The following is a 14962-nucleotide window of genomic DNA, read 5'->3' as shown; positions in this document are numbered from 1 at the left end:
CACCCCGGCCGACTTTAGACAGACAGCCGCAGGCTGCTGGCCGTGTTGTTTACGAATGATTGATGGAATTTTTCATGTCCAGGTTTTCTGCTGACTCCCGTTTGGGATGCTCCCCCGTTTTCGCCGTTCTGTGCGGCGCACTGCTGGTTCCACAGGCCCATGCCGACGAGCACGAGTTGAGCCCTACCGTGATCACCGCGATCGCGCCGAGCTCGCCGCTGACGGTCATCACCAACCCGAAAGACCCGCGCCAACCGGTGCCCGCCAGCGACGGTGGCGACTACCTCAAGACCATCCCCGGCTTTGCCCTGGTGCGCAATGGCGGCACCAATGGCGACCCGGTGCTGCGCGGCATGTTCGGCTCGCGCCTGAATATCCTCACCAACGGCGGCATGATGCTCGGCGCCTGCCCCGGGCGGATGGATGCGCCCACCTCGTACATCTCACCGGAGACCTATGACAAGCTGACCGTGATCAAAGGCCCGCAAACCGTGCTCTGGGGCCCTGGCGCATCGGCCGGCACGATCCTGTTCGACCGCGAACCCGAGCAGTTCGGTGAGTTGGGCACGCGGGTCAACGCCAGCGTACTGGCCGGTTCGAATGGGCGTTTCGACAAGGTCATCGATGCAGCCGCCGGCGGGCCGCTGGGCTATGTGCGGGTGATCGGCAACCAAGCCCACGCCGATGATTACAAGGACGGCAACAACAAAACGGTCGCCTCGCGCTACGACAAATGGAACGGCGACGTGGCCGTCGGTTTCACGCCCGACGCCGACACCCTGCTGGAACTCACCGCCGGGCGCGGTGATGGGGAAGCGCGTTACGCCGGGCGCGGCATGGACGGCTCGCAGTTCCTGCGCGAAAGCCTGGGCCTGCGTTTCGAGAAGTCCAATATCGGCGAAGTGCTGGACAAGGTCGAAGCCCAGGTCTACTACAACTATGCCGACCACGTGATGGACAACTACAGCCTGCGCGTACCGTCGGGCACGGGCATGATGGCCGGGCCGATGGCCTCCAACGTCGACCGTCGCACCCTCGGTGCCCGCATCAAGGCCACCTGGCGCTGGGCCGATGTGCAATTGATCAGCGGCCTGGACGCGCAAACCAATGAACACCGCCAGCGCAGCAGCATGGGCATCGACACGTACAAGGATCTGCCGCGCAACAAGGACGCCAACTTCCACAACTACGGCGTGTTCGGCGAACTGACCTGGTACGCCGCCGACCGCGACCGCCTGATCACCGGGGCACGCCTGGACCGCGCCTCGGCCAAGGATTTCCGCCAGACCACCGGCTCGGGCATGATGTCCCGCCCCAACCCCACCGCCGACGACACGCGCGCCGATACCCTGCCGTCGGGCTTTGTGCGCTACGAGCACGACCTGGCTGACACACCCACCACCGTCTATGCAGGCTTGGGCCACGCCGAACGTTTCCCGGACTACTGGGAACTGTTTTCCCCCAACACCGGCGCGGCCGGCTCGGTCAACGCCTTCGATGGCGTCAAGCCGGAGAAAACCACGCAACTCGACTTCGGCGCGCAATACAAAACCGCCGACCTGGAAGCCTGGGCCTCGGGTTACATCGGCCGGGTGCAGGACTTCATTCTGTTCGACTACAGGCCGGGCATGATGGGCACCACCTCCCAGGCACGTAATATCGATGCACGCATCATGGGCGGTGAACTGGGCGCAGCCTACAAGCTGACGCGCAACTGGAAGGCCGACGCCACCCTCGCCTACGCCTGGGGCAAGAACAGCAGCGATGGCAAGGCCCTGCCGCAAATGCCACCGCTCGATGCCCGTTTCGGCCTGACCTACAGCGAAGATGACTGGAGCGCCGGCGCCTTGTGGCGAGTGGTCGCGGCGCAGAATCGCATCGCCCCGAACCAAGGCAACGTGGTCGGCAAGGACTTCGACAAGAGCGGCGGTTTTGGCGTGTTCTCGCTGAACGCCGCGTACCGCATCAATAAGAATTTCAAGGTCAGCACCGGCGTCGACAACCTGTTCGGCAAGGCTTATGCCGAGCACCTGAACCTGGCCGGTAATGCCGGGTTCGGCTACCCGGCCAACGACCCGCAAGCCCTCAAGGAACCGGGGCGCACCCTCTGGACCAAAGTCGACATGAGCTTCTGACCGCCTCGCGGGCAAGCCCCCTCCCACATTTGCAATGCATTCCAATGTGGGAGGGGGCTGGCCCCCGATTAGCGGCCTACCTGACACAAAAAAACCAACGCCTTGCGGAGCCCCTGATGTCCACTCAAAAAGTTTCCTTCTACAACCTGGCCTGGCGCTGGCACTTCTACGCCGGCCTGTTCGTCGCCCCGTTCATGGTGTTGCTGACCCTCACCGGCATCATCTACCTGTTCAAACCCCAGCTCGACCCGCTGATGTATGGCGACCTGCTGACCGTGCCCAGCGCCGAGCATGCCCTGAGTGCCGATGAGCAATTGCAACGAGCCCAGGCAGCGTTCCCCCAAGCCCGGATCAGCAAATACCTGCCACCGGCCGACGCCACCCGCAGCGCACAGTTCATCATGCACAACGACGGCCGCGAAGTGACGGTATTCGTCGACCCGTATCGTGGCACCGTGCTCGGCCAACAGGACGCCAAATACAACCTGCAAGCCATCGCCCGAGCCCTGCACGGTGAGTTGATGATCGGTACCGTCGGCGATCGCCTGGTGGAACTCGCCGCCGGCTGGGGCGTGATGCTGGTGGTGTCGGGCCTGTACCTGTGGTGGCCGCGCGGCAAGTCGGCGGCCGGTGTGTTGTGGCCTCGGTTGAATGCACGCGGCCGGGTGTTCTGGCGCGATATGCATGCCGTGGTCGGTTTCTGGGGCGCCGCGTTTCTGCTGGTGATGTTGCTCAGCGGCATGACCTGGACCGGCTTCTGGGGCAAGCAGTATGCCGAGCTGTGGAACCGCTTCCCGGACGCCATGTGGAACAACGTGCCGCAGTCCGACCAGCAGGCACGCACCCTCAATACCGCCAGCCAACAGACCGTGCCGTGGGCCGTGGAAAACACCCCCATGCCGATGTCCGGCGACCATGCCGAACACATGAACCACGGCGCCATGCATGCAGGCCCAGCCGCACCGGCGCTGCGCCTGCAACAAGTGGTCGACCTGGCCAGCGCACGCAAGGTCGAGCCCGGCTACAGCATCACCTTCCCCACCACGACCACCGGCGTGTTCACGGTCGCGGTATTCGCCGACGACCCGCGCAACGACGCCACCCTGCATGTGGATCAATACACCGGCAAGGTCCTGGCCGATGTGCGCTGGCAACACTACAACAACGTCGCACGCGCCACCGAGACCGGCATAATGCTGCACGAGGGCAAGATGTTCGGCGTGGTGAACCAGATCATCGTCTTGCTGATCTGCCTGATGATTCTGCTCAGCGCGGTCAGCGGCCTGGTGATCTGGTGGAAGCGCCGCCCAGCAGGCGGTTTAGGGGTTCCGCCGCTGCGCCATGACCTGCCCAGGTGGAAAACCGCAATGGTGATTATGTTCGGCCTGGCGCTCCTGTTCCCGCTGGTGGGGGTTTCACTGGTATTGATGTGGGCCCTGGACCGGCTGGTGCTGTCACGGTTTTTCTGGCAAAGCGCGAGCGGCTCATAGCTCGTCTTTGGTCGGTACCAGCACCACCTCGCCGACCGAGGAGGCCAGGTCCGCGCCGAGTTTTCCGCGCAGACGCCAGAACGCCGACGGGTGAATCACCCGCAACTCACCGAGGCGCGCCAGCTCCAGAACCACATGGGAGGGGGCTGGTGCATACGCGGTGTAGCCGCCGGCCAGGGACCATTTGAGGCCGGTGTCCAACAGGTTGTACTCATCGTTGCTGAAACTTGGCTGGTAGCTCAACAGGGCACCATCGCGTGTGGTCAGGTACAGCGCGTTGATCGCCACCCCGGCACTCTTCAAGGCGTGGACGTAGAAACCCACTTCACGCCACGAGACGAAGGACCTGCGGTAATTGTCCTCACTCGCCCTTTCAGGCTGGTCGAGCCCGTCGTGAAACACCAGGTGCGCGGCGCAGAACCGGTAGCCCTCCGGCAGCTGCGGCACCCTGCGGGCCGGGCCGATGCCCTTGAAAGCCTGGGGGAACAAGCGTTCGGCAACTAGGGAGGGGTAGCCTTGGTCCAGCGTCGGAAGGACCGGTTGGTAGCCACTGCCCCCCGTGTTTTTCAGCTGCGCCCCCAGGTACTGTTTACCGGCAAACTGCCCCGCCAGTTCATGGATATGCAGCGCCGCATCCTCGGCATGGATGTACACCGGCCCCAGGCTCAGGGGGTGTTCGTCTTCTGCCGGCACACCCTGCGAACGCCCCGGTTGCCACTGGCTGTCCACCACCCCAAGGCCCGGCCAGTTGTCACTGGAACGCAGGATGCGCAAGTCGCCGGCCGCCGCCATGCGCCGGATGAAATCGCGCGGGCTCAGCACCCGTGCGTGCAAATCCGACAGGTCGCGGTATTGAACAAACCGATCGTTGACCACCACGAACTTAAGCAAGGCGCCGTCGGCACAGAAGATGTACAACGGCAGGCTGGCACGTTCACGGGTGCCACGGACCTGATACAGCGCATCCTTGAGGTCGTAGGGCGAAAACAGCCCCTGAAAAATCTCGTCGCCACTGATGGTGACGCCACGGGGACGCAACTCGACGGGCTGCGACACGCAAAAGTACAGCCCGGCCATTGCGTAGCCAAGCGGGTAACCCGCGTCGCTGAACACCCGTCGATGGGCGAACCGCGCACCACTGTCCTTGATCGGCAAGGTCGCGACGTAGTGGCCGTCCTGGGACTTAAGCAGATAACCGACTTGCAGCTCGTCGCACGTGGTCAGCGCCTGGGACAACAACCGCGCAGCATCGTCCGGTTGCGTACAGACCGGGCCAAACGCCGGGTCATGCCGCGCTCGCAGATAACCGCGCTCGGCGGTGTGTGGTGTGGCGTAAGGCACCCAGCCCGACACCGGCCCCTGCGTGCCCCATAGAGCGCCGCCCAGCACCACGTCCAGAGAGAACGACGCGGCGACCCGGTTGACGTACTCCACAGGCGTCAACTCGCCGGAACGCAACGCGCATTCAGTCTCACCATAGAGCCAGTCGCGACGGTTGTGCGGGCGCATGACCAGGTTGGCCTGAGTGATCAGCGGGTATTTGACCCGGGCCGTCGCCAGCAGGCGGATCAGCGAGCCGTCCTGGCCCAGCGAATAGTGCGTGATGCCCTTGTGGCCCTCGCTCATCGCGTGGGCCAGCAGCCGGGTGGAAAACATGTTGCTGTACACCGTGGCCTGCTCGCTCGTCAGCAGGAACGGCATCCGCATCACCGGACGCGAAGAGTAATAGGCCACCAGCTTGCAGCGCTCAGGGTAAAGCCCACGGGCCACCAACTCATCGGGAAACAGCCAGCTCTGCTCCAACGCCTCATCGGCAAGCCACAGGGGTTCGCTGGCGATGAACCAGCCGTCATCGCGACGCAGAATCGCCCCGCCATAGCTTCTTGTGCCCCCTCCTCCTGACATTCTGCTGCACACGTAGCGCGCGGCATCGTCCATCGACAGGAACGCCGCGCTCATGGGCCGACGCGGCAGATGCGCATAAGCCTCCCAGGTGGCCGAGACGATACCCGGGCGGTCCCAGCACGGGCTGGCGGCAACCACCCGCAACTCGCCGGCGGCAGCCACCTTGCGCACGAACCCAGGCCCGTCCAGGGTACCGAAACTCAACTTGGCCTTGATCTGCTCGACGCTGTCACCGCTGCTCTCGGCCTCGAACAGACCACGGGGCGAGGGTGATCGGTAACTCAACAAGGCACCTTCCGGCGGCGCGATATAAATCGTCGCACCACGGCTCGATGAGGGAATCGCGGCGCGCCCCTCGATGATGGCCGTGCTCAAATCATCGGGCAGGATAAACAGTCGCTCCAGCCATGCCGTCGAACGGCTGCCCGCCGTTTGCCGGGTGTAGTACACGCCCTGGCAGGCAAAGCCTTCAGGCACCGGGTTGGCGGACACACCAGGCAGCGACAGCAGTGGGGTTTTCTGCGTGACCGGCACCCACTCGCTGGCGACATATTCCTCACGGCTCTGGTGTTTGAAGATGAACGCAAAGAACACGTTGGCATAGCGCGGGTAGGCGCGCTCCGGTTGCCGATGCTGCAGGTCCAGGGCCGCAGCGTCGGCGCTGGCGAACACGGCGCCATAACTCAACGCGCCGGGCCGTTGAAACTCCAGCACCCGCACGAACGGCGCCCAATCCGTCTCGACCTTTTCCGCCGGCCCCCACAGCTTGCTGGCGGTCATCACACGCAGAGTGCCAGGCTCGGCCAGGATGCGCACAATATCGGCAGGCTTGATCGCGCCGCTGTCCAGACGTTGGGCGATCGGGCTCATGCCGCCGGAGGCCGGTGTCTGCCACTGCTGGCGCCAAGCCGCCGTCGCCTCGCCCGGCTGGAACGCGATCAGGCTGTCCTGCGTTCCCGAGAGGTAACCCGGACAATGGGATTGCAGGATGGCCTGTATATCCAGGTCGCTGAACATCTGCGCATGCAGCTCGGCCTCCTTGTGGCTCCACTTGAGTCGCGTGCCCTGGGCGCGGTCAGTTTTCCACAATGCCCGCCGCGACCCATATCGTGCATGCAGGCGATGGCCGGCGTGCAAAATGATCAGGCCACCCTGGCGGTCCTTCGGGTAGCCGCCATCCAGCGTGAACGGGCTGCCCTGGGCCCGCACCGGGTCAGTGGCCACGAAACGCCCGTCGCTGCGCTGCAGGATCAACCCGCCATAGGCCTGGTCGCGTTGTTCGTCGATGTGCAGGTGCGCATGCCGGGCGGCGTCGTCGGCCGATAGAAAAGCCTGCTTGAGCGGCATCAGTACGCGGTTCGAATAGGGGCGCCAGTGGGCGTCGACCACTCCGGGGCGATCCCACAGGGCACTGGTTTTTTCCACCGTCAGCTCGCCGGCCCTGGCCACGCGCAGCACATAGTCGCGCGTCAGCAAAGCGCCGCCGGCCAACTGCGCCTGCAAGCCCTGATCACGAACCGCACCATCGGCCTCAGTCGCAAACAGCAGTGATTCGTCCGCCGAGCCGGAGAACCGATAACGCAACAGCGCCTCATCACGCAGGCGAATAAACAGCGAGGCGCCCAGGGTCGAAGGCTGTGCCAGCGCATAGCCACGAAACTGGGCAATGCACTGCGCCAGCTCCAGCGGGCTGATGAAGTTCTTGTACAACCAGGCTTCCAGCTCGGGATAGTTGCCAGGCAAGGGTCGCGAATGCAGGTACACACCGTGCAGGTGAAAGCCTTCCGGCAGGGGCGGCAGTTGCTTGAGCTGAGCGGGCGGTTGCGGTTCGGCGGCGGTATACAGGCCTTTGACGCTGTGCTGTAACACCAGCACCTGCTGTCGTACGGTGGGTTGGCGCTGGATACGCGTCCAGGCCTGTGTCAGCGCCTGCTCCTGGCGGGTGAACACCGGGCCACACGGCAGGGGCAGCGGCGCCGCGCTGAAGGGCTGATAGGGTTGCCAATCGGCAGGCACGTCCCCTACCGATCCCCCCCAATTGGGACTGGAAAGCAGAAATCGCAGAGTGCCGACCGCAGCGAGCTTTTTAAATACCCCCTCGAGGCTGCCGTCATGGGCATGCGGCGAGTCCCACGGGCCGCTCTCGGACAACCAGCGTGCATACTGCGTTTCCTCCTCCGAGTGGCTGACCTGATAGCGCAGCAACGTGCCGTCCGGGCCGGACAGATACGCATACGGCAGCGTCCGCCGGTCTTGCTGGGCAAGGATCACATCCGGAATGGAATAGAAGCTCATGAAGGCCTTGACCTGCTGCATCGTAAAGCGCGGGTTCTGCTTCTGGGTGTCGGCCTGGGTGTCAGGGTGCGAATGCAATGTCGCAACCAGCGTGTAGCCGTCCGGCTGGCGGTATTCGCCATCGGCGCTGATGCGGTCGAGCAACAGTGTGAAGTCGAACGTCGTCGGCCGATCCGCCCGGGGCTCTGTGCCGACATACAGCTGGTCCGAGTGCCGCTGCAGGATCACGCAACCGTACTCCTTGTCGTGCTGGTTGCCGATACGCTCATGAAGATAGCGCGCCACGTCGTCGGCGCTGATGAACGCCGGGGTCAAGGCACCCAGCTTGGCGTGCCCCTGGGGCAACGCGGCGCGTTTATCGCGTGAAAAAGAATCGTCCATGGGGGCTCCTTGGGTGTGTGTTCGAATGTCCCGACATCCTGAACACCCCAACCTGACCAAGGCGTTAGATAGTTAATCGTCCCGCACCAGCACTGTGCAACGCGTGAACCCGCCTTGAAAGCGAGCGCCGATATAGTGCACGCCCTGCGCAGCGAACCCGCGCCCGAGACGCTGATTGTGCAGGCGGACAAAGCGGGCATGCCCCTTGCAAAAGCCTTGTCATCTGTCCAACAAAAACTTGGGTTCACGGAGAACGCACCATGAAGCGTCGCAGCTTGATCAAGGCTTTCACTCTTTCGGCATCCATTGCCGCCATGGGCCTGACCTGGACCGTACAGGCCGCCGAGACCATCAAGGTCGGCATCCTGCACTCTCTGTCCGGCACCATGGCCATCTCCGAGACGTCGCTCAAAGACATGGCGCTGATGACCATCGATGAGATCAACGCCAAGGGCGGTGTGAACGGCAAGATGCTTGAACCGGTGGTCGTCGATCCGGCGTCGAACTGGCCGCTGTTCGCCGAGAAAGGCCGACAGTTGCTGACCCAGGACAAGGTCGCCGTGGTGTTCGGCTGCTGGACTTCGGTGTCGCGTAAATCCGTGTTGCCGGTGTTCGAAGAACTCAACGGCCTGCTGTTCTACCCGGTGCAATATGAAGGCGAAGAGATGTCGCCCAACGTGTTCTATACCGGTGCGGCGCCGAACCAGCAGGCGATTCCGGCCGTGGAATACCTGATGAGCGAAGAAGGCGGCAGCGCCAAGCGCTTCTTCCTGCTGGGCACCGACTACGTCTACCCGCGCACCACCAACAAGATCCTGCGCTCGTTCCTGCATTCCAAAGGCGTCGCCGACAAAGACATCGAAGAGGTCTACACACCGTTTGGCCATGCCGACTACCAGACCATCGTCGCCAACATCAAGAAGTTCTCCGCCGGCGGCAAGACCGCGGTGATCTCCACGGTCAACGGCGACTCCAACGTGCCGTTCTACAAGGAACTGGCCAACCAGGGCCTGAAAGCTACCGAAGTGCCGGTGGTCGCGTTCTCCGTCGGTGAAGAAGAACTGCGCGGTATCGACACCAAACCACTGGTGGGCAACCTCGCTGCCTGGAACTACTTCCAGTCGGTGGAAAACCCGGTGAACAAGAAGTTCGTCGCCGACTGGAAAGCCTATGCCAAGGCCCACAACCTGCCGGGCGCGGATAAAGCAGTGACCAACGACCCGATGGAGGCCACCTACGTGGGCATCCATATGTGGGCGCAGGCCGCCGAGAAAGCCAAGTCCACCGATGTCGATAAAGTGCGCGAAGCCCTGGCCGGCCAGACCTTCGCCGCGCCGTCGGGCTTCACCCTGACCATGGACAAGACCAACCACCACCTGCACAAGCCGGTGATGATCGGCGAAATCCAGGCCGATGGGCAGTTCTCCGTAGTGTGGCAAACCAATGAGCCAATCCGTGCTCAACCGTGGAGCCCGTACATCCCGGGGAATGACAAGAAGCCGGATTACGCCGTCAAGAGCAACTAAGCCCGCGGTACTGATCGTTCCCACGCTCTGCGTGGGAATGCATCGCGTGACGTTCTGCGTCACAACGCGGACGCAGAGCGTCCAAGGCGGCATTCCCACGCAGAGCGTGGGAACGATCTATAGGAAACTTGTTTATGCCCACTGCCCTTTACCGCTTCATCCTGACGGCACTGCTGTTGCTGCCCTTTGCCGCACACGCCAACGACGCCGAAGACTTCCTTGCCGCCAACCCGGCCCAACAAGCCAGGCTGCTCCAGGACTGGGCCGCCCAGCCCGACCCTGCACGCATCGAGTTGGTGGACGCCCTGCAACAAGGCCAACTCACGGTCAACGGTGAAACCAAAACCGTACGCCTGAACAACCGTCTGCGCGGCCTGATCGACAACGTACAAGCCAGCCAGCAATTGCTCGCTGCCGATCCCAAGCTGCGCTTGGCCGCTGCACAGACCCTGCAAAAAAGCGCACAGCCCACGCAACTGAAATTTCTCGACCAGCAAGTCGCCGCTGAAACCGACGAAGGCGTGCACACCGCCCTCAGCTTGGCTTTGGCCAACCTGCAATTGGTGGACACCGACCCAGTTGTTCGCCTCGCCGCCGTACGCCTATTGGGTGGCACCGGCGACCCGCTGGCGCGCACCCGCCTTGAAGCCCTGCTCGCCCCCGGCGTGGAAACCGATGCGGCCGTGCACACCGCCGCCGAAACCAGCCTGGCCCAGGTCAAGCGTAAATTGATGTTGGGTGAACTGCTCGGCCAGGCGTTCAGCGGCCTGTCGCTGGGCTCGATCCTGTTGCTCGCGGCGCTCGGCCTGGCGATTACCTTTGGCCTGCTCGGCGTGATCAACATGGCCCACGGCGAGATGCTGATGCTCGGTGCCTACTCGACCTACGTGGTGCAATTGATGATGCAGCGCTATGTGCCGCATGCCATCGAGTTCTACCCGCTGGTTGCGCTGCCGGTGGCGTTTTTCGTCACCGCCGCCATCGGCATGGCCCTGGAACGCACGGTGATCCGCCACCTCTATGGCCGCCCGCTGGAAACCCTGCTCGCCACCTGGGGCATCAGCCTGATGCTGATCCAGCTGGTGCGTCTGGTATTCGGCGCCCAGAACGTCGAGGTGTCCAACCCCGCGTGGCTGTCCGGCGGTATTCAAGTGCTGCCCAACCTGGTGCTGCCCTATAACCGCATCGTGATCATCGCCTTCTCCCTGTGCGTGGTAGTGCTGACCTGGTTGCTGCTGAACAAGACACGCCTGGGCCTGAACGTACGCGCCGTCACCCAGAACCGCAACATGGCCGCTTGCTGTGGCGTGCCCACCGGGCGTGTGGACATGCTTGCCTTTGGCCTGGGCTCCGGCATCGCCGGCTTGGGCGGCGTCGCGCTGAGCCAGATCGGCAACGTCGGCCCGGATCTGGGCCAGAGCTACATCATCGATTCGTTCCTGGTGGTGGTGCTCGGCGGTGTCGGCCAGTTGGCCGGCAGCGTGACGGCGGCCTTCGGGCTGGGCATCGCCAACAAGATCCTGGAACCGCAGATCGGTGCGGTGCTGGGCAAGATCCTGATCCTCGCGCTGATCATTCTGTTTATCCAGAAACGCCCGCAGGGACTCTTCGCACTGAAAGGACGGGTGATCGACTGATGAACCAACCATTGATGCTGACGGCCACGCAGAAGGCCGGCCCCAAGCTGACGATTGCGCTGGGCGCGCTGGTCCTCGTGGTGTTGCTCGCCCTGCCGCTGCTGTCATTGTTGCCGCCGGACAACGCATTGCATGTCTCGGCCTACACCCTGACCCTGGTGGGCAAGATCCTTTGCTACGCCATCGTCGCCCTCGCGCTGGACCTGGTGTGGGGTTATGCGGGCATGTTGTCCCTCGGGCACGGCCTGTTCTTTGCGCTGGGCGGTTACGCCATGGGCATGTACCTGATGCGCCAGGCGGCCGGGGATGAATTGCCGGCGTTCATGACCTTTTTGTCGTGGACCGAATTGCCCTGGTACTGGTTCGGCACCCAACACTTTCTCTGGGCGTTGTGCCTGGTGGTCCTGGCGCCCGGCCTGCTGGCGCTGGTGTTCGGGTTCTTCGCCTTTCGTTCGCGGATCAAGGGCGTGTACTTCTCGATCATGACCCAGGCCCTGACCTTTGCCGGGATGCTGTTGTTCTTTCGCAACGAGACCGGCTTTGGCGGCAACAACGGCTTCACCAATTTTCGCAGCATCCTCGGGTTCGGCATTACCGAGCCTGGCACGCGAGCGGTGTTGTTCGTCGCGACGGTGCTGCTGCTGGTCGCGAGTCTGTTGATCGGCTGGCGGCTGGCCAAGAGCAAGTTCGGCCGGGTGCTCACGGCCCTGCGTGACGCGGAAAACCGCCTGATGTTCTGCGGCTACGACCCGCGTGGCTTCAAGCTGTTCGTGTGGGTATTGAGCGCGGTGTTGTGTGGGTTGGCCGGGGCCTTGTATGTGCCGCAAGTGGGCATTATCAACCCCAGCGAAATGTCGCCGACCAACTCCATCGAAGCGGCCGTGTGGGTGGCCTTGGGCGGGCGCGGCACGTTGATCGGCCCGCTGCTCGGCGCCGGTGTGGTCAACGGCATGAAAAGCTGGTTCACCGTGGCGTTCCCGGAATACTGGCTGTTCTTCCTCGGGGCGCTGTTCATCATCGTCACCCTGTACCTGCCCAAGGGCGTTATCGGGCTGTTGAAGAAATGAGGAACGTCATGCTCGAACCTATTTTTGATGCCGGCATCGGCCGCGACGCCATCGGCCTGGGCCAGGCCGCCGGCAAGGGCCTGAATACCCGTCACGGCACCATTTTGACCCTTGAGAGCATCAGTGTGAGCTTCGATGGCTTCAAGGCGCTCAACGACTTGAACCTGTACATCGGCGTCGGTGAACTGCGCTGCATCATCGGCCCCAACGGGGCAGGCAAGACGACGCTGATGGATGTGATCACCGGCAAGACCCGCCCCAGCCAGGGCCACGCCTGGTTTGGCGAAACCCTGGACTTGACCGGCATGAGCGAAGTCCAGATCGCCCAGGCCGGGATTGGCCGCAAGTTCCAGAAACCCACGGTGTTCGAAGCCCTCAGTGTGTTCGAAAACCTGGAGCTGGCGCAGAAGACCGACAAGTCGGTATGGGCCAGCTTGCGCGCGCGCCTGAGCGGCGAACAGAAAGACCGCATTGCCGAGGTACTCGACACCATCCGCCTCAGCGCCTCGGCGCAGCGCCCGGCCGGGCTCTTGTCCCATGGCCAGAAGCAGTTCCTGGAAATCGGCATGCTGCTGATGCAAGACCCTCAGTTGTTACTGCTGGACGAACCGGTAGCGGGCATGACCGACGCCGAAACCGAATTCACCGCCGAACTGTTCAAGCGCCTGGCGGGCAAGCATTCGTTGATGGTGGTGGAACACGACATGGGCTTTGTCGGCTCTATTGCCGACCACGTCACCGTGTTGCACCAGGGCAGCGTGCTGGCCGAAGGGTCGCTTGCGCAGGTACAGGAAAACGAGCGGGTGATCGAAGTCTATCTCGGTCGCTAAACCTGCGACGGACCGCTGATCGTTCCCACGCTCCGCGTGGGAACGCATCCAGTGACGCTCCGCGTCACGACTTTAGCGGCATTCCCACGCAGAGCGTGGGAACGATCGATTGAGGAGAGTTTGAACATGCTGCAAGTCGACAAGTTGCACCAGTATTACGGCGGTAGCCACATCCTGCGCGGGCTGTCCTTCGAGGTGAAGATCGGCGAGGTGACTTGCCTGCTCGGCCGTAACGGCGTGGGCAAGACCACCCTGCTCAAGTGCCTGATGGGCCTGTTGCCGGCCAAGGAAGGCGCAGTCAATTGGGAGGGCAAGGCCATCACTGGATTCAAACCGCACCAGCGCGTACAGGCCGGTATCGCCTATGTGCCCCAGGGTCGTGAAATTTTCGGGCGGCTGACGGTGGAAGAAAACCTGCTGATGGGGCTCTCGCGTTTTCCAGGCTCAGAAGCCAAGGAAGTGCCCGCTTTCATCTACGAATTGTTTCCGGTGCTGCTGCAGATGAAACATCGCCGTGGTGGCGACCTGTCCGGCGGCCAGCAGCAACAGCTCGCTATCGGTCGGGCGCTGGCCAGTCGACCGAGGCTGCTGATCCTGGATGAACCCACCGAAGGCATCCAGCCGTCGGTGATCAAGGAGATCGGCGCGGTGATCAAGAAGCTCGCTGAGCGCGGGGATATGGCCATCTTGCTGGTCGAGCAGTTCTACGACTTTGCCGCCGAATTGGCCGACCAGTACCTGGTGATGTCTCGCGGTGAAATCCTGCAGCAAGGCCGTGGTGAAAATATGGAACGCGAGGGTGTACGCGGCTTGGTAACCATCTAATCTGTAGCCTTCTAACGATAAGCACTCTGCCATGAACCTGCCCGTTTCCCCTGCCCTGTTCACCCCCAGCTGGCATGCTGCGCTGGAACTCGGCTACGCGCGTTTCGGCGACACGACGCGCCCGGTGATGCGTCGCCACCTCGGCCCGCTACGGGTGCAGAAGCACTTGTACGCTGAAGGCCCCGAGGTGTGCCAACACATCATCGTGCACCCGCCCGGCGGAATCGCCGGCGGCGACCGCCTGGCGATCAGCGCACGGGTGGGCGAAGGCGCCTGGGCGCAGTTGACCAGCCCCGGCGCGGCCAAGTGGTACCGCGCCCAGAGCCCGGCCTTCCAGCACCTGGACTTGACCGTCGAAGCCGGCGCCACCCTGGAGTGGCTGCCCCAGGAAACCATCGTGTTCAGCGCCGCTCAAGCCGAGCTCAGCACCCGTATTGAGCTGCACGGCGACGCACGGCTGTTCTACTGGGATGTGGTCGCCCTGGGCCGCCCGGCCAGCGACGAACGCTTCGACCTCGGCCACTTTCAATCACACCTGGATATCCGCCGCGACGGCCGGTTGCTCTGGCATGAGCGCCAGCGCATTGTGGGTGCCGACGGTTTGCTCGACTCGCCCATCGGCCTGGACGGGCAGCCGGTCTTTGCGACGTTGCTGCTGACGGCCGACATCGAGCCTGAACTGCTGGACACCTGCCGCGCCCTGCCCCACGCCGTGCGCGGCGACCTGACCCAACTGCCCGGCCTGCTGGTCGCCCGCTGCCTGGCCGGCGAAGCGCTGCTGGCACGCGCCTGGCTGATCGATTTATGGCGGCTGCTGCGCCCGGCGACGCTGGGCCGCGAAGCCGTTTCACCCCGAATCTGGAGCACCTGA

The 14962-nt window shown here is 63.4% G+C and carries 9 protein-coding genes; 8 read left to right on the top strand and 1 reads right to left on the bottom strand.

The genetic code is table 11. The features are described from left to right. The first annotated feature begins 74 nt into the window (after positions 1–74). Together DK870_RS02420 and DK870_RS02415 are read left to right on the top strand one after the other, a co-directional pair. Positions 75–2135 carry a TonB-dependent copper receptor gene (locus DK870_RS02420; protein ID WP_161547799.1) on the top strand — a complete coding sequence of 687 codons (2061 nt, stop codon included), beginning with the start codon at positions 75–77 and terminating at the stop codon, positions 2133–2135. A gap of 116 nt (positions 2136–2251) precedes the next feature. Then, entirely contained in the window at positions 2252–3625 is a 1374-nt protein-coding gene (locus DK870_RS02415) for a PepSY domain-containing protein (RefSeq protein ID WP_161547798.1), read from the top strand. Here the strand turns inward: DK870_RS02415 and DK870_RS02410 are convergent. Beyond that, complete coding sequence (locus tag DK870_RS02410) at positions 3620–8206, bottom strand: DUF4329 domain-containing protein (protein ID WP_161547797.1); 4587 nt, start codon at positions 8204–8206, stop codon at positions 3620–3622. The genes DK870_RS02415 and DK870_RS02410 overlap by 6 nt on opposite strands. A 260-nt stretch (positions 8207–8466) precedes the next feature. Here DK870_RS02410 and urtA point away from each other — a divergent pair, with 260 nt between their 5' ends. From urtA to DK870_RS02380, 6 genes are all read left to right on the top strand, one after another. After that, on the top strand, positions 8467–9732 hold the full coding sequence (urtA, locus tag DK870_RS02405) for an urea ABC transporter substrate-binding protein (RefSeq protein WP_104995386.1): 1266 nt from the start codon (positions 8467–8469) through the stop codon (positions 9730–9732). A 134-nt stretch (positions 9733–9866) separates the two neighbouring features. After that, on the top strand, positions 9867–11369 hold the full coding sequence (gene urtB, locus DK870_RS02400) for an urea ABC transporter permease subunit UrtB (protein ID WP_161547796.1): 1503 nt from the start codon (positions 9867–9869) through the stop codon (positions 11367–11369). After that, positions 11369–12436 (top strand): urea ABC transporter permease subunit UrtC, encoded by a 1068-nt coding sequence (gene urtC, locus DK870_RS02395; protein ID WP_161547795.1) that lies wholly within the window; start codon positions 11369–11371, stop codon positions 12434–12436. The genes urtB and urtC overlap by 1 nt, the downstream gene beginning before the upstream one ends. Next, the gene (urtD, locus tag DK870_RS02390) at positions 12433–13266 is read left to right on the top strand and encodes an urea ABC transporter ATP-binding protein UrtD (protein WP_162493818.1); all 834 of its coding nucleotides are present in this window, start codon (positions 12433–12435) and stop codon (positions 13264–13266) included. Before urtC ends, urtD begins: the two co-directional genes overlap by 4 nt. Before the next feature lie 126 nt (positions 13267–13392). Then, positions 13393–14091, top strand: a complete 699-nt coding sequence (gene urtE / locus DK870_RS02385; RefSeq protein WP_090367080.1) for an urea ABC transporter ATP-binding subunit UrtE — start codon at positions 13393–13395, stop codon at positions 14089–14091. 31 nt (positions 14092–14122) lie between these two features. Then, complete coding sequence (locus DK870_RS02380) at positions 14123–14962, top strand: urease accessory protein UreD (protein ID WP_060755052.1); 840 nt, start codon at positions 14123–14125, stop codon at positions 14960–14962.

It is taken from the genome of Pseudomonas sp. Q1, from assembly GCF_009935975.1.
In the GTDB taxonomy this organism is placed as follows: Bacteria; Pseudomonadota; Gammaproteobacteria; order Pseudomonadales; family Pseudomonadaceae; genus Aquipseudomonas; species Aquipseudomonas palleroniana.
Note: the sequence above shows the minus strand (reverse complement) of the source record. Positions and strands in the feature narration are given on the sequence as shown.

Bases quoted from the DNA above. Each gene is read 5' to 3' on its own strand.
- DK870_RS02420 (WP_161547799.1), top strand. From the start codon at position 75: ATGTCCAGGTTTTCTGCTGACTCCCGTTTGGGATGCTCCCCCGTTTTC.
- DK870_RS02415 (WP_161547798.1), top strand. From the start codon at position 2,252: ATGTCCACTCAAAAAGTTTCCTTCTACAACCTGGCCTGGCGCTGGCAC.
- DK870_RS02410 (WP_161547797.1), bottom strand. From the start codon at position 8,206: ATGGACGATTCTTTTTCACGCGATAAACGCGCCGCGTTGCCCCAGGGG.
- urtA (WP_104995386.1), top strand. From the start codon at position 8,467: ATGAAGCGTCGCAGCTTGATCAAGGCTTTCACTCTTTCGGCATCCATT.
- urtB (WP_161547796.1), top strand. From the start codon at position 9,867: ATGCCCACTGCCCTTTACCGCTTCATCCTGACGGCACTGCTGTTGCTG.
- urtC (WP_161547795.1), top strand. From the start codon at position 11,369: ATGAACCAACCATTGATGCTGACGGCCACGCAGAAGGCCGGCCCCAAG.
- urtD (WP_162493818.1), top strand. From the start codon at position 12,433: ATGAGGAACGTCATGCTCGAACCTATTTTTGATGCCGGCATCGGCCGC.
- urtE (WP_090367080.1), top strand. From the start codon at position 13,393: ATGCTGCAAGTCGACAAGTTGCACCAGTATTACGGCGGTAGCCACATC.
- DK870_RS02380 (WP_060755052.1), top strand. From the start codon at position 14,123: ATGAACCTGCCCGTTTCCCCTGCCCTGTTCACCCCCAGCTGGCATGCT.